Origin of the sequence: Chryseobacterium carnipullorum, from assembly GCF_900142785.1 — a bacterium.
GTDB lineage: Bacteria > Bacteroidota > Bacteroidia > Flavobacteriales > Weeksellaceae > Chryseobacterium > Chryseobacterium carnipullorum.
This window is the reverse complement of record NZ_FRCD01000018.1, coordinates 1-19,875: the sequence shown is the minus strand read 5'-3', so window position 1 is coordinate 19,875 and position 19,875 is coordinate 1. Positions and strand designations below refer to the sequence as shown.

Here is a 19,875-nt window from a genome sequence, read left to right as displayed (position 1 = left end):
GATGATATATTGTTAACTGATACCAAACATTTGTTAACGAGTTGTTAATGATAAAAAATTAATAGATATTTTTGGATAATATTGCTTCTGGAAAATGGAAATTAAAAAACTCAATATTATTATAACGCTCGGGTTCATCGCCATCATCGGGATTATGATTGCTCAGCTTTTATGGACCAGACAGGCGTATAATCTTGAAGATAAAAAATTTAACCAAAAGGTTAATATCGCTTTGGCAGAGGTGGTGGAAAAATTATCCGGAGGAAAAACATCTTTCACTGAAAATCCGGTGCAAAATATTTCTAACGATTATTATGTCGTTAATATTAACAATGAATTTCATCCCGCAGTTCTCGAATATTATCTCAGAACAGAATTTACCCGTTTCCAAATCAATACAGATTATGTGTATGCCCTTTACAATTGCCACAGTGACAAAATGATCTACGGAAAATATATGTCGAAAAACCAGGAAGCTCCGAGTGATAAAGTTATAAATTTTCCAAAACATAAAAACCTGATCTATTATTTCTCCATACGCTTTCCAGATAAAACGACGTATCTTATCAGTTCATTAAGGTTCTGGTACTTGCTCACCTTTGCCCTCATCATCATTCTTTTGGTCTACGTTTATTCTATTTACACCATTATTCAGCAAAAGAAATTCTCGGAACTGCAAAGAGATTTTATCAATAATATGACCCACGAGTTTAAAACGCCGTTATCTTCTATACTTTTAGCATCAGAGGCTCTCAACAAAAACCATATCATTCAGGAAGATTCCAAACTGCAAACCTATACTTCCATCATTATCAATCAAAGTTACAAGCTCAATAATCATATTGAAAAAATATTAAACATTGCCAAGAATGACGCTTCCGGCCTATCTCTGAAGCCTCAAAAAATAGTCCTCCTTCCTTTTATTCAGGAAATAGCTGACAACCTGCAACAAAAAAATGAAGATCTCACCCTCCGCATAGACGTCGAAGATCATAGCTCCATCATTGCTGATGAATTTCACTTCACCAATATCGTTTATAATATTGTAGATAATTCGATTAAGTATTGCGAAACAAAACCCGAGATTACCATTTCATCAGGTAAAGATTCAAAAGGGTTATATTTAAAGTTTAAAGATAACGGAATGGGGATTCCTGCTAAAAATATACCTCATATTTTTGATAAATTTTACAGGGTTACTACCAAAAAAAGTGATGAGGTCAATGGTTTTGGACTGGGATTGTTTTATGTAAAAAAGATCGTGCAGCAACACCAATGGAAAATATCAGTTGAAAACAATATCGATAAGGGAATTACCATAACTTTGTTTTTTCCGTTTTAAATTAATAAAAGTCAGTAATGGAAAAATCTAAAATTTTATATGCGGAAGATGATAAGACGATCGCTTTTCTGATTCAGGATAGTCTTGAAAGCTATTATGAAATAGATCATTATCCCGATGGAAAATCTGCACTTGCGGCCTTCAATACCCAAAGTTTCGATATCTGTCTCCTGGACATCATGATGCCTGAGCTCAACGGATTTGAGCTGGCACAATATATTCGTGATAAAAATTCTGAAATCCCTATCATTTTTATTTCCGCAAAAGCTCTGAAAGAAGACAGGATCAAAGGGCTAAAAATAGGCGCTGATGATTATCTGGTAAAACCATTCAGTATAGAAGAATTAATTCTGAAGATTGAAGTCTTCTTAAAACGCTCCAGAAAAACAGATTCGTCACCGCTACAATATAAAGTGGGAAAATATTATTTTGATCCTAAAAACTACATTTTGCAGGATACAGAAAATACAGTTACCCTTACCCAAAGAGAATCTGAGCTGCTGTTATATTTTATCCGCCACAAGAACACCGTCTTAAGAAGGCAGGACATACTGAAGGCAGTTTGGGGAAATGATGATTATTTTATGGGGCGAAGTCTGGATGTTTTTATTTCCAGATTGCGAAAAGTATTTGCAGATGAACACAATATAATCATAGAGAATTTACACGGTATTGGATTTCGCTTTTCTGAAAAATAAGAAATGTTGAATATCTTTGAACGACCTTGAATTCAGGTTAAATTTCAGCAATAAATAGTTATTATTCAATTTTTAATTATTTTTACTGTTGAAAATCTATTCATTCATGAAAAATACGGCAACTTTTGCAGTTTTATTCCTTTTACTTCTCAGTCAGTATTCAAAAGCTCAGCAGTTTGAAAAACTGATCCAATATGTAAATCCTCTGATCGGCACCGAAAAAATGGGACATACCTATCCGGGAGCTACCGTGCCATTTGGAGCCGTACAGCTGAGTCCTGAAACGGATACGATATCTTATGAACTCAATGGGAAATACAATGGAGAAGTGTATAAATATTGCGCCGGATACCGTTACGAAGACCAAACGATTGTAGGTTTCAGTTCAACCCATTTCAGCGGAACAGGACATTCGGACCTTGGAGATTTTCTGATTATGCCGACGGTCGGAAAATTACAGCTTAACCCCGGAACAGCCTCCAATCCTGAAAGCGGCTACAGAAGCAGATTTTCTCACCAAAACGAAAAAGCTGAAGCCGGATATTATAGAGTTAAGCTGGATGATCATAATATTGTAGCCGAACTTACAGCCTCAACAAGAACCGGAGTTCACCGATATACCTTCCCGAAGTCTGATCAGGCACACATCATTTTAGACCTGACTGCAGGAATCTACAATTACGATGGTAAAAATGTATGGACTTATGTACGTGTAGAAAATGACGGTACCATAAGCGGTTACCGACAAACGAATGGTTGGGCAAGAACCAGAACCGTTTATTTCGCCATGAAATTTTCAAAACCTTTTAAATCGTACGGTCAGAAAAATTTTGACGGACCGCAAGCTTATAAAGGATTCTGGAGAAAATTTGACCAGAATAAAAACTTCCCGGAGATCTCAGGCAAAAACCTGAAAATGTATTTTGATTTCGATACACAAGAAAATGAAGCAGTAGAAGTAAAACTTGCCATTTCTCCGGTAAGCCAGACCAATGCACTTGAAAATCTTGAAAAAGAAACTGGAAATCTGTCTTTTGATCACATCAAAGCACAGGCTCAGGAAAACTGGAATAAGGAGCTGAATAAAATTGTCATCAAAGGTTCCGAAACAGAAAAGACGAATTTTTATACTGCAATGTATCACACGTTCATCAGTCCTACCACTTATATGGACATCAATGGGGAGTATAAAGGTTTAGATCAGAACATTCACAAAGCGGAAGGTTTCACTAACTATACGACTTTCTCCATCTGGGATACCTACCGCGCTCTTCATCCTTTCTTTAATATTATTCAGCCTAAGCGGAATAACGACATGGTCAAGTCGATGATGGCCCATTATGATCAATTTTCCATGAAGATGCTTCCGATCTGGTCACATTATGCCAACGACAATTGGTGTATGAGTGGATACCACAGTGTAAGCGTAGCAGCCGACGCCGTGATTAAAGGGAATTACAGTGGCGATCCTAAAGAAGTTTTGAAAGCCTGTATCGCTACAGCCAATAAAAGAGATTACGAAGGCATCGGATATTATATCGATATGGGCTATATTCCCGCTGAGAAAAACGGAACGTCAGTTTCCAACACTCTGGAATATGCTTATGATGACTGGGCGATCGCTCAACTGGCAAAATATTTAGGCGAAACTGAAATTTATAATCAGTTTATCAAACGTTCTGAAAACTGGAAAAACAACTTTGATCCCAAAGCAGGTTTCATGCGTCCCAGATTAGCAGACGGAAGCTTCAAAAAAGATTTTGATGTATTGAGCACGCACGGACAAGGTTTCATCGAAGGAAATTCCTGGAATTACAGTTTTTTTGTTCCTCAAAATCCCGATGAACTAATCCAGTTAATGGGCGGCAAGAAGAAATTCGCCTCGAAACTGGATGAACTGTTCACCATGCATCTTCCTGATGAGTTTTTTGCAGACACAGAAGACATTACCCGTGAAGGAATCATCGGCGGTTATGTTCATGGAAACGAGCCAGCCCACCATGTGGCCTACTTTTATAACTGGGCAGGACAGCCGTGGAAAACCCAGGCACAGATCCGTCGTATTTTAGAAATGCAGTATAAAGCCACGCCAGACGGTCTTGGCGGAAACGATGATGCAGGACAGATGAGTGCATGGTATATTTTAAGTTCACTCGGATTTTATCCTGTAGCACCGGGCTCTGAAGATTATGCGATCGGAAGTCCGGCTGTCGACCATGCTATCCTGAATCTTGAGAACGGGAAAACTTTCGAAATTGATACAGCCAACCAAAGTCCGAGGAATGTCTATGTTCAAAAGATCCTCCTGAACGGTAAAGAAATCAAGAATTTCACATTAAAGCATTCGGAGATCGTTGATGGTGGAAAACTGACTTTTTATATGAGTGCTAAACCTAAGAAATAGATCTTTTTCAACCACAAAAGTTGCAAAAGTCTTTTTTACACTTTAGTAAACTTTAAGTTGAATCCTTTTCGCATAATAGTTCACCTAAGTTTTAAGAAAAATCTTTAATTTTCTTTTTATAAATTTAATTCGATTGAGCAAAAAACCGTCACCCTTCAAACGACAGAAATTCCCCTCCCATGGAGGGGTGGCAAGAATTCAAAGAATTTTTGACGGGGTGGTTTAACTCCCACAAATCAATATCAATAAAAAAAAGACAAACGTGTAAAACATTTGCCTTTTTTTATTTCGTTTTTAGCACTCAATTACTCTCCTACTTCAAAAAGCAGTCTTTCCCCGAATTTTTCATCTGCTATCTTCCCGTTATCATACACAAGATGTCCATTCACAAAAGTATGCGTTACTTTAGAATGTAAATTCATTCCTTCTAAAGGACTCCAGCCACATTTGTACAAAAGATTTTCTTTAGCTACAGTCCAGTCTTCATTTAAGTCCACCAAAACAAGATCTGCCTTATAACCTTCTCTTACAAAACCTCTTTTCTCAACTCTGAAAAGTATCGCAGGATTATGAGACATTTTTTCAACAATTTTTTCCAGAGAAATCTTTCCTGTCTTATAGTTCTCCAACATGACCACCAAAGAATGCTGAACCAAAGGTGCTCCTGAAGGACATTTTGTATACACGTTCTGCTTTTCTTCCCAGGTATGAGGAGCATGATCTGTAGCAATAACATCTATCCTGTCATCCAGCAATGCTTCCCAAAGTCCATCTTTATCTGCCTGTGTTTTTACGGCTGGATTCCATTTAATTAATCCACCTTTGGTGTCATAGTCTTCATTAGTAAATGTAAGATGATGAACACAAACTTCTGCTGTGATTTTTTTATCTTTTAAAGGAATATCATTTCTGAAAAGTTCCATTTCCTTTGCTGTTGAAAGATGAAAGACATGAAGTCTCGCTCCTGTCTTTTTTGCTAACTCAATGGCTTTTGAAGACGATTTGTAGCAGGCTTCCTCACTTCTGATCAGGTGATGGAATTTTACAGGAATATCTTCTCCATATTCATCCATATATTTTTGGGTATTGGCCTTAATCGTAGCTTCATCTTCGCAATGAACGGCGATCAGCATTTTTGTGCTGCCAAAGATATTTTCCAGTGTCTCAGGATTGTCTACCAACATATTTCCGGTAGAAGAACCTAAGAATAATTTTATTCCGGGAACATTTCTTGGATTGGTTTTTAAAACTTCCTCGAGATTGTCATTGGTCCCTCCCATCATAAAACCGTAGTTGGCATAGGCTTTACGGGCTCCAATTTCGTATTTATCTGCCAATAATTCCTGAGTAACTGCATTAGGAACCGTGTTCGGCTGATCGATAAAACTTGTTATTCCACCAGCAATCGCAGCTCTTGATTCACTTTCAACATCTCCTTTATGTGTCAGTCCTGGATCTCTGAAATGAACCTGATCATCTATTACACCTGGCAGAAGATATTTCCCTGAGCCGTCAATGATCTGATCTGCCGCTTCAGAAATATTAGATTCTATTTTAGAGATAAGGTCATTTTCAATTAAAATATCGCTTTCAAAGATATTGCCTTCGTTCACGATTTTCACATTTTTGATTAAGGTCTTCATTTTTACTTGTATAGAAATTAGATTTAAGAGATTAGAAGTTAGGAAAAACTTTGGGTTAAAACCATGAGTGATCAAAAAATGCAACCCTTAATTTCTAACATCTAGCTTCTAACTTCTGTTAAACAACAAAATTAAGGTTTATGAATGAATTTTTTGCCTGCCGATTATAAATCAATTTCTAAATATTTACATTTGCATAAAATTTTCGAGTTTGTATAAGAAGTTATTCGGTCAGACCGCCGTTTATGGGCTTAGTTCAGTATTAGTCCGTATTTTCCCGTTCATCATTGCACCTATCGTGACAAAGGCTTTCGGGCCTGCGGCTTCATCACCCTTTGTAGACTGGTATTCTATCGCCGGGGTGATTACAGTTCTCCTTACCCATGGTATGGAAACCTCTTTTTTCCGGTTTGCTCAGGAAGAAAGTATTGATAAAAAAACATTGATTTCAACATGCTCGGTAAGTATTATCAGCATTGCTCTGATGTATCTTGGCTTAGGATATGTCTTCCGGAATGAACTTGCGGTAGCTTTTGAAACTCCAGACCAAGTTAATTATCTCATCATATTTTTATTCATACTTTCTCTGGATGCTTTTTCTACAATTCCGTCAGCTATATTAAGGCTGCAGGGCAAAGCTTTCAAGTATATGTTTTCCAAAGTAGCCGGATCTGTAGTTTACTTTCTATTGGTTATATTTTTTATCCAGTGGCTGCCAAAACATCCGGAAGGAATCTTCGGTTTGAAATATGATCCCCAATTGGGTGTAGGCTATGTATTTATTGCCAATTTGGTACAGAGTATCATTACATTACTGATTGTTGGAAAAGAATTTTTAAGCTTTAGTATATCCAAATTTGATTTTAAATTATGGAAAAGAATCATGAATTATTCATGGCCGGTAATGATCGCAGGGCTCGCAGGAATCGTCAACCAAACTCTTGACAGACAGTTTCTGAAATATCTTCTTCCGCCTGACGAAGCACGCCACCAAATTGGAGTGTATGGAGCAGTGTATAAAATCGCGACTTTTATTACAGTTTTCCGACAGGCATACCAGCTGGGTATCGAACCCTATTTCTTTTCAAGTTTCAAGAATAAAGATGCCCATAAAACCTACGCCGTACTGATGGATGTCTTTGTGATATGCAGTTGCATTATTTACATGGGGCTAATGGTGAACCTTCAGTGGATCTCGGAAAAATATCTTAGTAATCCACTTTATTATGAAGGTATTGAAATTATCCCGTTTGTGATGCTCGGAGCTTTATTTTTAGGAATCTATCTTAATCTTTCTATTTGGTATAAATTATCTGATCACACCAGAGTTGGTTTATATATTTCGGTTATAGGTGCATGTATTACCGTTTTCATTAACTTCTTCTTTATCCCGGAATACGGGTATTGGGCAAGTGCTATGGCAGCACTGATTACCTTTATGTCTATGATGGTTATTTCCTATATTTGGGGGCAAAAGCAATATCCAATTCACTATAATACAAGAAAAATTACGCTCTATCTGGTCTTTACCATTACATTTTCTCTGGTATCTTTTTATTTTTTCAGAACCAATTATATTATAGGAAATCTATTCCTGCTTCTTTTTATTGCCCTTGTAGTTTATAAAGAAAAAACTATTGTTTCCAAAATACTGAAGAAGTCTTAATATGGCCTCTAATTTGATACTAATGAATTCTTTTTAAAAAAAACATCGGTTTATAAAGATGATAAATATTACGATCAGCAATGATTTAAATTATTACCTTTAGCACAATCAAAATAAAAACTAACAAATAAAAACATTGTCATATAGTCTATGAAAATAATTGTTCCTATGGCTGGACGCGGTTCCAGATTACGTCCACATACCCTGACTGTTCCAAAACCTCTTATTCCGATCGCAGGAAAACCTATCGTCCAGAGACTGGTAGAAGATATTGCTAAAGTAGCAGGTGAAGAAATTGAAGAAGTAGCATTTATCATTGGAGATTTTGGACCGGAGATTGAAAAATCTCTACTTCAGATAGCCGAAAAACTGGGAGCAAAAGGCAGCATATACTACCAGACTGATCCGCTGGGAACAGCCCACGCAATTAAATGTGCCGAAGACTCTATGCAGGGAGATGTGGTGATTGCTTTTGCAGACACTCTGTTCCGAGCAGATTTCCAGCTGGATAAAAATTCAGACGGGGTGATCTGGGTAAAAAGTGTAGAAGATCCTTCCGCTTTCGGAGTGGTAAAATTAGACAACTATGGTTTTATTACCGACTTTGTTGAAAAACCTCAAACCTTCGTTTCAGACCTTGCCATCATTGGTATTTATTATTTCAACAGTGCTGAAAAACTGATGGAAGAGATCAACTATATTATGGATAATAATATAAAAAACGGCAACGAATATCAATTAACAACTGCACTTGAAAATCTTAGAGCTAAAGGAGCAAAATTTTCTTTGGGGAAAGTCAATGACTGGATGGATTGCGGAAACAAAAATGCTACCGTAGAAACCAACAGCAAAATTCTTGAATACGAAAGAGAAGAAATGCTTAAGTATCCTGCCTCTGCAGTTATTGAAAATTCATTAATCATACAGCCATGCTTTATCGGTGAAAACGTGAAAGTTTCCAATTCAAAAGTAGGTCCGGGCGTTTCATTGGGAAACAATACCATTATTGTAAATTCAAATATCGAACATTCATTGATTCAGGAAAATACAAGAATCAATCACGGAAATCTTTCCAACTCCATGATCGGAAATTCCGCACAGTACTTTGGCGTTTCCAGAGAGATCTCTTTAGGTGACTACTCAGTTTTAGATTTTTTATCTAAATAACTACAGAAATATTTAATACAAAACAAGATACAACCCAACCACACAACATTTTTTGTGTGGTTTGGCTTTAATATTGCAGCGTATTTTTTTTAATTGAAAGATAAATACATGAAAAACTGGATCCCGATACTTCTTATATTTCTTACCCTGTCATCGTGTAAAACGAGAAATGCTGCCAAAAACAATAATGGCAACACACAAGACAGCACAGTCGTAGAACAAGACAACAGAAATCCCAAAGATGCTAATGAACCTGTAAGAGATAAATTTTCCTTTTATGAACACGTAGTAGTTCCACTTAAATTTGATCAGGTTAAAATCAACAGTAAAGTGAATGTAGAAACAGGAAGCTTTATCCCAACCCTTGATGCTACGATCTATATTGAAAATGATAAAAAAGTGTGGATGAATCTTCAGGCATTTTTTATTGGTGTTGCCAAAGGAATTGCTACTCCTGAAGGAATCAAAGGACAGGACAAAACAAGCAAAACCTATATAGATTCAGATTTTGATTATCTGAACAGACTGCTGAATGTCAACTTCATCGATTATAAAGCACTGGAGAAAATATTGATGGGAAGAACTTTTGTGAAGATCAGCGATTCTCAGTTTACCCTGACGCAAAATGCACAGGGTTTTAAGATGGTTTCCAATACCAACCAGAAAATTGTCACCGATGAGAAAACAAGAGAGTATAAAATTGTTCTTAACTATGATACCAATTATGATTTGCTAAGTGTGAATTTAAAGGATGTATTATCTACTGATGAACTTGAAATCTCTTACAGCAACTGGAATGAATACAATGGAATCCGCCTTCCGAAAAATGTTAAAATAATTATAAAAGGCTCAAAATCTAGTCAGATTTTACTGGAAAACACGAAATTTGACTTTTCGAGGATGGAAACAGCTTATTCTGTACCATCCAGTTATAAGAAAATTGAGATTAAATGATTAAAAAATTTAGCTTTTTAATAGGTATTCTACTGTTCGGACTGCATCAGGGACAGCAGAACAAGGAACAGCTTCAAAAACAGAATGCCGATCTTAAAAAACAAATTGTTCAGATAAATACAGATCTGGCTAAAACCAGAACTGAATCCAAACTTTCAGTCGCCTATCTTACCAACGTCAATAAAAAACTTTCTTTACGAGAAAAGGTATACACCAACACTCAGAAAGAAAAAAGATTTATTGAGGATGAGATCTATCTGCGTCAGCTGGAAATCAACCGCCAGAACAAAGAACTCGCAGTTCTTAGAAAAAATTATGCTGAAGTTTTAGTCAATGCGTATAAAAACAAAGGGGTACAGAATAAAGTAACCTTCATTCTTTCCTCCAAAAATTTGGGGGAAGCTATAAGAAGAGTACAGTATCTGAAGCAATATGCAGACTATCAGGATAAAAAAGCTGCGGAAATCAGTAATGCTGCCGCTCAAATTAAAAAATCAATCGCACAAAAGCAAAGTTCTGCAAGAGAGAAAGAAAGTCTTCTGGTTAACCAGCAAAAAGATCTTGCAACTATTAATGCAGAAAGAGCACAGAAAGAACAGTTATTAGCAGATTTCAAGAAAAATGAATCTAAGCTTACAGCAGAGCTTAAGCAAAAACAGGTTCAGTCTAAAGCTTTGGAAGGACAGATCAGAGCCATTATCGCGGAAGAAATCAGAATAGCAAAAGCGGAGGAAGAAGCAAGAAGAAAAGCAGAAGCTGAAAAAATCCGTATGGCTAAACTCATTGCAGAGAGAGAGAAAGCCAGAATTGAAGCGGAAGCAAAAGCAAGATCTGAAGCATTGGAAAGAGAAAGAAAACTGGCAGAAATCGAAGCTAAAAAAGCAGCTGATTTCGCAGCAAAAAGAGCTGAAGAAGAAAGAAAACGTAATGAAGAAGCAGCAAGAGCTGAAGCCAGCGCAAAAGACGAGGCCCGAAGAGTTGCTGCAAAAAAAGCATCTGACGAAGCTAACATAAAAGCAAAAGAAGCTACTGACAAACTTGTTGCCGCCAGAGCAGCAGAAGCAGCCCTGAATAAGAAAAAAGAAGAAGAGAAAAAAGCTGCTGAAACAAAAGCTATGACCAGCTATGGAGTTACCACTACCACCGAAAGCAGTTTTGCAGACAGCAGAGGAAAACTTGGATATCCTGCAGACAGAGCAGGCCAGGTAACCCATCGATTTGGAAGACAGCCGCATCCGGTTTTCAAAAATATTGTTGAGGAAAATACAGGTATTAAAATTGCTGTACCTTCCGGTACGCGTGCAAAATCTGTATTTCCTGGATCAGTCTCTTCTGTATTGGCCAACAGTGACGGAACAAAAACCGTTATGGTGAAACACGGAAGTTATTTTACCATCTATTCTAACTTAGGAAGCGTAAGTGTATCCAAAGGACAACAGGTTTCTTCAGGTACTCCTGTAGGGACCGTAGCCCAGGATTTTGATGGATCTTATACCCTTGATTTCCAAGTATGGAACGGAAATACACCAGTTGATCCATTAGGATGGATTTCGTATTAAAAAAAGCTTTAACTTTGTAAAAATCTTAAGAGATGAATACACTAACAATATTAGCCTTATCTTGGCAACACATCCTTATCGTAGCGATCCTTTTGGTATTGCTTTTTGGAGGAAAGAAAATTCCGGAACTAATGAGAGGAGTTGGTTCAGGAATCAAAGAATTTAAAGATGCGGTGAAGGAAGAAGACAAACCAGGTTCTGAAAACAAAACCTCTTCTACCAACAACAGTAATAATACACCCAGCAACTAAAAATTTCTTTAGAATTAATGAATTTCACTGAGACTGCATGGAAAGTCTTCAATCAATCTATTGAAGACTATCACGTGTTCGATGACGTTAACGCTCTAATTAATAACCCGTTCGAAAAAGACAGTTTGGAACGGATTTTGTATGCAAAGAACTGGATTGATACCGTTCAATGGCATTTAGAAGATATTATTAGAGATGAAAATATTGATCCGGCTGAAGCTCTTCAATTGAAGAGAACAATTGATGCATCCAACCAGAAAAGAACAGATCTGGTAGAATTTATCGACAGTTGGTTCCTTACAAAGTTTGAAAATATAACTCCTAAACCTGATGCAAAAATCAATACTGAAACACCCGCTTGGGCAGTAGACAGATTATCAATTCTTGCGTTAAAGGTTTATCATATGTCATTAGAGGCCAATAGAGAATCCGCTTCTGAAGAGCACCGTGCCAACTGCCAGGCAAAACTGGATGTACTGCTGAATCAGAAAGAAGACCTATCAACCTCTATAAATCAGTTGCTTACTGATATTGAATCCGGTAATGTTAAGATGAAAGTATACAAACAAATGAAAATGTATAACGATGATAGTCTTAACCCGATCCTTTATCAAAAGGGGCAACAGAAATGAGAAAACTATTTTTTTTTGGAGTACTACTAATTATAACTTCCTGTGCAACGGAAAAGCTTAATCTTTCGCCGTTGTCCAATAATTTTTATAGCGAGACTAAAGGTTCTGATTCCAACAGAGGGGCAAAAAAAGGCTTTGAAATCAATATCAAAGAAAATGTAAATGCTTCTGAAATTTCAAATCTGATTTCTACTTTTCCAAAGTTCAAGAACAACAGTTTGAATGACGAAATAACAAGCTTGAAATATAGCCTTCAGAATTATTTATATGCCATTGATGCCAACAACTTGGCGGGAAAAAACAGAGCCGTTAAAAGCTTCGAAAAATCATATAAGAAAATTCAAAAACTCAGACAGCAACTCGAAAAAGATGATGATGAAGTTTTAAACAGATATCTGGTACGTCTAAAAACCAATATTTCTGTCATCGAAGATTCTTTAAAAGGAAATTAAAAACGAACCATTATTAATGATTAAAATTCAGGCAGAAGCCAATGTTCCTACAGAACACGGCTCTTTCCGAATGATCGCTTTCTCCGAAAACGAAAACGACTGGATGCCGCATATGGCCATCGTAGCAGAAAATACAGATTTCTCAAAACCGGTGAACGTACGTTTCCATTCAGAATGCATTACCGGAGAAGTTTTCCATTCAAAAAAATGTGAATGTGGCCAGCAATTGGATGCCGCAATGAAATATACTCACGAACACGGAGGCATTATTGTTTATCTTCGTCAGGAAGGTAGAAATATAGGAATCATCAATAAACTGAAAGCTTATTCATTACAGGAAAAAGGTCTTGATACCGTACAGGCAAATCTTGAACTCGGACTTCCCGCTGATGACAGAAAGTTCGGTGTTGCTATTGATATTCTGAACCTGTTGGATGTAAAAGATATTAATCTTCTTACGAATAATCCTGAAAAGGTAAAATACGTAGTAGAAAGCAATATTCACCTCAACTCAAGGATTCCTTTACAAATTCCTGCCAATGAGATGAGTAAGGGATATTTAAAGACAAAAAAAGATTTCTTTGGTCATTTATTAGATGATAATGACAATTAGATAAAACATAAAAGCTCCGGAAGAAATTCTGGAGCTTTTTATCTTACTATTAATGTCTGGTTATAAAGGAGTAGGCAGCTTTTTCACGGACCAGCTTCCACTCCAGTACTTCTGTTTCCATGTACCGGACTTGGTTTCCAGACTTCCAGTTAGAACAAAACCTTTTGGAGAGGTAGAAGGACTTATAGCAGCACTTCCTGCACTTTGAAGGTTAGCGTAATATACTTCCTCCACATTAGAATCGACAATCCTTGTCACCTCAATACTTCCGCTTTTAGAAACATTCAGAATTAAAGTTCCATTTATTTCTCCTGTGTAGGTACCCGTCCATTTTCCCATGTAAGGAGAGACGTAGTTTTCCTGCTCTCTTTTACGATCAAGATTGTCTTCGATCTCACTGCATGAAGATAAAAAAAGCAAGGGAGTGATGATTAACAATTTTAAATAATGGCTTTTTATCATGGCTCTATAATGAATTACTATTAGTATTTTTCTAAGCTTCTAAATTAACTCTTTTATCATATTCTGACGAAAATAAATTCAAAAGCTCCGGGAATTTCTCCCGGAGCTTTTTTTAATTATAAAAAACTGAAAAGATATTCTTAATTATTTACTTTAGTACCTGTACTTTAGATTCATCAAGATTGTAATATTTAACTACTGCATTGTAATCACTTGTATCTACACTTGCTTTTTTATTGCTACCTCCAACACCTGTAGTATTAGCAGGAACAAGTACGATTCTAAACGTTTGGTTATTTAAGTAACTTGTAATTTCGCCAGATGTAAGATCTGATGCTAAATTAAAATTCTCATCATCAATTCTGATCTCCACATTTTGAGAATTGAAAAGAAAATTATAATCAAAAACTCTGTTGGTCGGTTTACCACTTACGTCCGGCAAATAAACAGATTTTGGGATCTGCTGCCAGGCATTGCCTCCAACCAATCTGTATACTAGTACAACATATGTACTTGGTATACCAAGCCCTTGAGAAATAGTATAGTTACCAGAATTTGAAAAGGTACCTGTAATATCTTTCATTTGAGCAATTGTATCATAATCTACTGTCTGAACAGGGGTATCATCATTATTATCACAACTGTAAGCGGTAAAACCTACAGCTCCCAGAAATAAAAATAGAAGAATTTTTTTCATTTTTAGAAATGTTTAGTTATTATTTATAAAGCGTATTCAAATCATATACCAAAAGTTGCAAAAACTTTGTTTTCATCATTTTTTTAATTGTATTTTTGTTCTTATTCAAAAGATCATGAAGAAATTGCTATATACTTCCCTCTTTATTTTTTCATTAATAAGCTTTACAGCCAAAGCTCAATACCAGCCTAAAAACATTTCCAGAGAAGATTTGAAAAAGGCGCATCACTGGGTAGATAAAACCTACAGATCACTTTCTCAGGATGAAAAACTAGGTCAGTTGTTTATTGTGGCGCTTTACACAAATAAAGGTGAAGATTATATTAATCAGATCAGAAATATTGTTCTTAAAGATAAAATCGGAGGACTGATTTTAATGCAGGACGATGCAGCCAGAGAAATTAATCTGGTTAATGAGTTCCAGCAGAAGTCAAAAGTTCCGATGTTGATCGGGATGGACGCAGAATGGGGACTGTTTCAAAGAATTGCTACAGCGCATAAATTCCCCTGGGCAATGACTCTTGGTGCTATACAGGACAAGAGCCTTATTTATCAGATGTCTGCGAAAATTGCCGAAGATTGCCACAGAATGGGAATTAACTGGGATTTCGCACCGGTTGTTGACGTCAATACCAACCCCAACAATCCAATCATCGGAAACAGAAGTTTTGGTTCTGAAGTGGATAATGTGATCAGTTCCGCTCTGTCCTATTCTAACGGACTTCAGGACAACACAATTCTTGCTGCTATCAAACATTTCCCAGGACATGGTGATACAAGTACAGACTCACATCTGGATCTGCCCGTCGTTTCCCATAGTTTAGAAAGACTAAATACGGTTGAGCTGGCTCCATTTAAAGCTTTAATGGATAAAGGAATCGGTGGTGTTATGGTTGCCCATCTTTATGTACCCAGTCTGGAATCCGGAAAAGGAATTCCCGCATCAGTTTCTAAAAATATTGTTACAGGTGTACTAAAAGATCAATTAGGATATAAAGGCCTGATTATCACTGATGCTTTAAACATGGGAGCTGTAGCCAATAAATATAAACCGGGTGAACTGGATGCCCTTGCATTTAAAGCAGGAAATGATATCATGCTTTTCTCTCAAGGCGTTTCGGAAGGAAAAAAATTAATACAGAAAGGCATTGAAAATGGGGAAATTTCTCAATCAAGAGTTGAAGAAAGTGTAAAGAAAATTTTATTGACCAAATACTACCTTGGTCTTGATCAATACAGCCCTAAAAATCCAGAAAATATTAATCGTGATATTAATAATGATTCACACAAAATATTGGTGCAGAATCTATATGCCAATGCTCTGACTTTACTGAAAGATGACAAGAATCTACTTCCTATTACTGGAAAACAGGTCTATTATGTTCCTCTGGAAGAAGCCCCTTATCAGACTTTCGCTAACCAATTGGGATCTGATGTTATCATCAAAAAAGCAAACGAGATCAATACAATCCCTTCAGGCTCAACCGTCATTGCAGGAGTTCATAAAGATAATTCAACGGCCTACAAACCTTATAAAATTTCGGCAGAATCTAAGAAAATCATTGCTGATCTTACCAAAAACCAAAACGTAATTTTAAATATTTTCGGGAGTGCTTATGCATTGAAAGACATTGATATTTCAAAAATATCCACGGTTCTTGTATCTTATGAAAATAATGATGACTCAATGACCGCTACCGCTGATGCACTGAACGGAAAGACAAAAATAGGGGGCAGACTGCCCGTCCTGGTCAATGACCAGCTGAAAGCAGGAATGGGAATGGATAAAGTTCCGGCTTCTGCTTCCCATGTGAACACAACAGTTTTTACAACATCAAAACAACAATAATCTAATGAAAATAGGCATACTTTGCTATCCAACATACGGAGGAAGCGGAATCGTAGCAACAGAACTGGGAATGTCTCTGGCCAACAAAGGCTATGAGGTCCATTTTATAAGTTCTGCGCTCCCTGCAAGACTGGACATCACCAATCCGAATATTTTCTTTCACAGAGTTAATGTACAGACCTATCCGCTTTTCCAGTATCAGCCTTATGATATTGCATTAAGCTCTATGATCTATCGTGTGGTGAATCTTTATAAGCTTGATTTGCTACACGCTCATTACGCCATCCCATATGCATACGCCGCGTTTACCGCTAAACAAATGCTGAAGGAGGATAATAATGACGTCCCATTGGTAACAACCCTTCACGGAACGGATATTACCCTTGTGGGGCAGCATCCAAGTTACAAACATGCTGTAGAATTTTCAATCAACCAGTCTGATGCGATCACCTCAGTTTCTGAAAGTTTGAAAAAAGATACCCTTCAGTTTTTCAATATTAAAAAGGAAATCCAGGTGATTACCAATTTTATTGATAATTCTGAATTTGATGACTGCTCGGAATGCCAGAGAACACAGTTTGCTAATCCGGACGAGAAAATTCTGATCCACGTATCCAATCTTCGTCCTGTAAAACGTGTCGATGAAGTGCTGCAGATCTTTAAAAGTGTAGAGAAAAAAGTAAAATCGAAACTGATTATCATCGGTGAAGGACCGGATATGGAAAAGGTGAATCAGTTTCTGGAAGAAAATCCGGAACTTATCTCCAAGATCCGTCTGCTAGGAAAAGTGAATGATCTGTATAAAATCTTACAGCTTTCTGATGTGTTTTTACTTCCTTCCGAACAGGAAAGTTTCGGTCTTGCAGCTCTGGAAGCTATGGCGGCTTACACTCCTGTGATCAGCTCCAATGCCGGTGGAATTCCTGAGGTAAATATTCAGGGAGAAACAGGATTCTTGGCTGAGATCGGAAATGTAGAAGCAATGAGTAACTATACGATTAAACTATTGAGCAATGAAGAACTTTTAGCTACGATGAAAAAGAATGCGAAAGAACAGGCTATCAAGTTCGACTTAAAAAACATTCTTCCTATCTACGAAGAAATGTACAGAACAACGATAGAAAATTTTAATAAGCAGCTGACAAAAGCTTAACGAATATTCTTCAGCAAATCTGCTTTGCCGGAGAACACAGTTATTTTAATGCCTTCCACATATTGCTGGAGGGCATTTTATATTTTTAGTCAAAACAACTACAAAAGTGAAAGAACAGAACGTAAATTACTATTGTATAAATTATGTTTCTATGTATATAAAATTGTTTAGTACGGAGCTGGAAAATCTACTGATGAAGCTGATGAAAGTATAAAATTTCTATTATATTTATCATTACACTTATGACAGAAAAATTGCTTCAATATCTTTGGAACTACAAAGTTTTCAAACATTTTGACTTCAGGGATATTGAAGGCAACGCTATTGAAATCCTTAACTTCGGAAAATGGAATACGAACGCAGGACCTGATTTTCTTGAGGCAAAAATTAAAAGTAAAGGTCTTGTCATTGCCGGAAATATTGAACTGCACATTCGTACCTCCGACTGGATTTTCCACAACCATTCCCAGGATCCCAATTATCAAAACATCATTCTGCATGTCGTCTATCAAAATGATGCAGACATCGATGTTCTCAACCATAAAAATGTTCCTACTCTGGAGCTGAGAGATCATATTGATCAAAATATTCTGTGGAAATATGAAAAATTAATCAACGGAACGCAATTCATTGCCTGTGAAAATATTTTTTCGCCTGATACCATACCCGTTAATTTTCATGAATCTAATGTCATCAAGAAACTGGATGAAAAGTCTCGGGAATTCGAAAAAAGCCTAGAACTCTACAAGAATGATTTTGAGGCCGTTCTTTTTCACAGTCTCGCCTACTCTTTCGGATTAAAAGTCAACGCACAGATCTTCAGGCTTATTGCAGAATCTGTAGATTTCAGAGTCATCAACAGAATCCGTCAGAATGAATCACAGCTGGAAGCACTTCTTTTTGGTATTTCTGGATGGCTGGAAAACCCGAAAGACAGTCAAATGGTGGTCTGGAAAAGAGAATTTGATTTTTTAAGAAAAAAGTTCTGCATTCCGGATCTGAGATTCCGTCCAAAGTTTCTGAGACTTCGTCCTCCTAACTTCCCTACGGTTCGTCTATCCCAGCTGGCAGATCTTTATTTCAGACATCAGAATTTATTTTCAAAAATGATTAAAGCTGATAATATAGAAGAATTGTATGAAGTTTTTGCCCCTGTTAAAGCCTCGGATTATTGGGATTTTCACTTTAATTTCGGAACTGTTTCAAAATTTCAGCCTAAGACATTAAGTAAGGATTTTATTGAACTGGTCATTCTCAATACAGTTCTTCCTCTGAAATATACCTACCACAGATATCAAAGTGAGGAAATCACAGGTGAGATTCTGGAATTTTACAGAAATGCTGCTTCTGAAAAAAATGCTATTATTTACGGTTGGAAAAAAATGGGTTTAAACGTAAAAAATGCATTGGAAAGTCAGAGCCTGATTTATCACTACAAAACCTCGTGTGAAGAAAAAAATTGCTTAAATTGCGGTATTGGATTTAAACTTTTAAAAGAATCTTCAAATGTTTGATAATATCCGCCACAAAATGGAAAGAGAATGGTTCGGTGTTCTTACGAGAACAGGAGCTAAACTGGGGATCCCTGTATCTAAATTAAGGATCTTCTTTATCTATTCTACTTTTGCAACAGCCGGTTTCTTCTTTTTAATCTATCTGGGACTCGCCTTCACGCTCTGGATCAAAGATATTTTCATTACAAGAAGACCCAGTGTTTTTGATTTATAATTATGGAATTTTTACCGATTAATTCTGCCGAAGACTTTAGAGTACAGCAAATCTATAAGTCTTATTCCAGCACTTTCCCCGCAGATGAGCAACGGGACTGGAATCAATTTACCGCACTATTTTCAAACCCTCATGTGAAGGTTATATCCGTATTACATGAATCTCAGACCATTGGCTACCTGATCATCTGGGAGTTGAGTTCTTATGTTTTTGTAGAGCATTTTGAAGTTTTTGAAGCATTCAGAAGCCAGAAACTTGGATCGCATATTACACGATATCTGTTTGAGAATTATCCGAGAATTATTCTGGAAATAGAACCTGATCATTTGGGCGATGATGCCAAAAGACGTTATTCTTTCTATCTGAAAAACGGATTCACGCTGATTGACGAAATGTATGTTCAGCCAAGTTATGGTGAAGGAAAAAAATCTTTAGATCTTTGGCTGCTGGCCAATTATACTCCTGAAGATCTCAAGAGTATCAAAGAAGAAATTTATGATATTGTGTATCATGACTAGTCCTGAAAATCTGATACAGATTAAAGGACAAAAATAAATAATTAAACCAGAGCAAATTTGTTTTTGCTTTGGTTTTTGTTTTTATAA

Annotated in this window: 19 protein-coding genes; 16 read left to right on the top strand and 3 right to left on the bottom strand. The window is 36.7% G+C overall.

Going from position 1 to position 19,875, the window contains the following annotated elements:
* Nucleotides 1–94: 94 nt before the first annotated feature.
* From BUC06_RS18595 to BUC06_RS18585, 3 genes are all read left to right on the top strand, one after another.
* On the top strand, nucleotides 95–1,342 hold the full coding sequence (locus BUC06_RS18595; RefSeq protein ID WP_073335499.1) for a sensor histidine kinase: 1,248 nt from the start codon (nucleotides 95–97) through the stop codon (nucleotides 1,340–1,342).
* Nucleotides 1,343–1,359: 17 nt separating this feature from the next.
* Nucleotides 1,360–2,040 carry a response regulator transcription factor gene (locus BUC06_RS18590; RefSeq protein WP_073335498.1) on the top strand — a complete coding sequence of 227 codons (681 nt, stop codon included), beginning with the start codon at nucleotides 1,360–1,362 and terminating at the stop codon, nucleotides 2,038–2,040.
* Nucleotides 2,041–2,146: 106 nt separating this feature from the next.
* Nucleotides 2,147–4,444 (top strand): GH92 family glycosyl hydrolase, encoded by a 2,298-nt coding sequence (locus BUC06_RS18585; RefSeq protein ID WP_073335497.1) that lies wholly within the window; start codon nucleotides 2,147–2,149, stop codon nucleotides 4,442–4,444.
* Between the two features lie 305 nt (nucleotides 4,445–4,749).
* Here the strand turns inward: BUC06_RS18585 and BUC06_RS18580 are convergent, their stop codons facing one another.
* On the bottom strand, nucleotides 4,750–6,087 hold the full coding sequence (locus BUC06_RS18580) for a dihydroorotase (protein ID WP_073335496.1): 1,338 nt from the start codon (nucleotides 6,085–6,087) through the stop codon (nucleotides 4,750–4,752).
* Between the two features lie 211 nt (nucleotides 6,088–6,298).
* Between BUC06_RS18580 and BUC06_RS18575 the strand changes: the two genes are divergently transcribed.
* The 8 genes from BUC06_RS18575 (at nucleotide 6,299) to ribA (ending at nucleotide 13,381) form a co-directional block, all read left to right on the top strand.
* Entirely contained in the window at nucleotides 6,299–7,753 is a 1,455-nt protein-coding gene (locus BUC06_RS18575; protein ID WP_073335495.1) for a lipopolysaccharide biosynthesis protein, read from the top strand.
* A gap of 150 nt (nucleotides 7,754–7,903) precedes the next feature.
* The gene (locus tag BUC06_RS18570) at nucleotides 7,904–8,920 is read left to right on the top strand and encodes a sugar phosphate nucleotidyltransferase (RefSeq protein WP_073335494.1); all 1,017 of its coding nucleotides are present in this window, start codon (nucleotides 7,904–7,906) and stop codon (nucleotides 8,918–8,920) included.
* A 108-nt stretch (nucleotides 8,921–9,028) separates the two neighbouring features.
* Nucleotides 9,029–9,874, top strand: a complete 846-nt coding sequence (locus BUC06_RS18565) for a lipoprotein insertase outer membrane protein LolB1 (protein ID WP_073335493.1) — start codon at nucleotides 9,029–9,031, stop codon at nucleotides 9,872–9,874.
* Complete coding sequence (locus BUC06_RS18560) at nucleotides 9,871–11,433, top strand: murein hydrolase activator EnvC family protein (RefSeq protein WP_073335492.1); 1,563 nt, start codon at nucleotides 9,871–9,873, stop codon at nucleotides 11,431–11,433. The genes BUC06_RS18565 and BUC06_RS18560 overlap by 4 nt, the downstream gene beginning before the upstream one ends.
* Before the next feature lie 32 nt (nucleotides 11,434–11,465).
* Nucleotides 11,466–11,684 carry a twin-arginine translocase TatA/TatE family subunit gene (locus tag BUC06_RS18555; protein ID WP_073335491.1) on the top strand — a complete coding sequence of 73 codons (219 nt, stop codon included), beginning with the start codon at nucleotides 11,466–11,468 and terminating at the stop codon, nucleotides 11,682–11,684.
* A 17-nt stretch (nucleotides 11,685–11,701) separates the two neighbouring features.
* Complete coding sequence (locus BUC06_RS18550; RefSeq protein ID WP_073335490.1) at nucleotides 11,702–12,316, top strand: DUF4254 domain-containing protein; 615 nt, start codon at nucleotides 11,702–11,704, stop codon at nucleotides 12,314–12,316.
* A complete protein-coding gene (locus BUC06_RS18545) occupies nucleotides 12,313–12,768 on the top strand; it encodes a hypothetical protein (RefSeq protein WP_073335489.1) in 456 nt (151 codons plus the stop codon). The genes BUC06_RS18550 and BUC06_RS18545 overlap by 4 nt, the downstream gene beginning before the upstream one ends.
* Before the next feature lie 16 nt (nucleotides 12,769–12,784).
* A complete protein-coding gene (gene ribA, locus BUC06_RS18540) occupies nucleotides 12,785–13,381 on the top strand; it encodes a GTP cyclohydrolase II (protein ID WP_073335488.1) in 597 nt (198 codons plus the stop codon).
* 60 nt (nucleotides 13,382–13,441) lie between these two features.
* Here the strand turns inward: ribA and BUC06_RS18535 are convergent, their stop codons facing one another.
* Nucleotides 13,442–13,843 carry a hypothetical protein gene (locus BUC06_RS18535; protein ID WP_139263398.1) on the bottom strand — a complete coding sequence of 134 codons (402 nt, stop codon included), beginning with the start codon at nucleotides 13,841–13,843 and terminating at the stop codon, nucleotides 13,442–13,444.
* A 148-nt stretch (nucleotides 13,844–13,991) separates the two neighbouring features.
* On the bottom strand, nucleotides 13,992–14,540 hold the full coding sequence (locus BUC06_RS18530) for a hypothetical protein (RefSeq protein ID WP_073335486.1): 549 nt from the start codon (nucleotides 14,538–14,540) through the stop codon (nucleotides 13,992–13,994).
* Nucleotides 14,541–14,655: 115 nt separating this feature from the next.
* Here BUC06_RS18530 and BUC06_RS18525 point away from each other — a divergent pair, with 115 nt between their 5' ends.
* The 5 genes from BUC06_RS18525 (at nucleotide 14,656) to BUC06_RS18505 (ending at nucleotide 19,788) form a co-directional block, all read left to right on the top strand.
* Entirely contained in the window at nucleotides 14,656–16,389 is a 1,734-nt protein-coding gene (locus BUC06_RS18525) for a glycoside hydrolase family 3 protein (protein WP_073335485.1), read from the top strand.
* Between the two features lie 4 nt (nucleotides 16,390–16,393).
* Nucleotides 16,394–17,542 carry an N-acetyl-alpha-D-glucosaminyl L-malate synthase BshA gene (gene bshA / locus BUC06_RS18520; protein WP_073335484.1) on the top strand — a complete coding sequence of 383 codons (1,149 nt, stop codon included), beginning with the start codon at nucleotides 16,394–16,396 and terminating at the stop codon, nucleotides 17,540–17,542.
* 242 nt (nucleotides 17,543–17,784) lie between these two features.
* Nucleotides 17,785–19,056, top strand: a complete 1,272-nt coding sequence (locus BUC06_RS18515; protein ID WP_073335483.1) for a DUF2851 family protein — start codon at nucleotides 17,785–17,787, stop codon at nucleotides 19,054–19,056.
* Complete coding sequence (locus BUC06_RS18510) at nucleotides 19,049–19,270, top strand: PspC family transcriptional regulator (protein ID WP_034725857.1); 222 nt, start codon at nucleotides 19,049–19,051, stop codon at nucleotides 19,268–19,270. Before BUC06_RS18515 ends, BUC06_RS18510 begins: the two co-directional genes overlap by 8 nt.
* Nucleotides 19,271–19,272: 2 nt before the next feature.
* The gene (locus tag BUC06_RS18505) at nucleotides 19,273–19,788 is read left to right on the top strand and encodes a GNAT family N-acetyltransferase (protein WP_073335482.1); all 516 of its coding nucleotides are present in this window, start codon (nucleotides 19,273–19,275) and stop codon (nucleotides 19,786–19,788) included.
* Nucleotides 19,789–19,875: the final 87 nt, after the last annotated feature.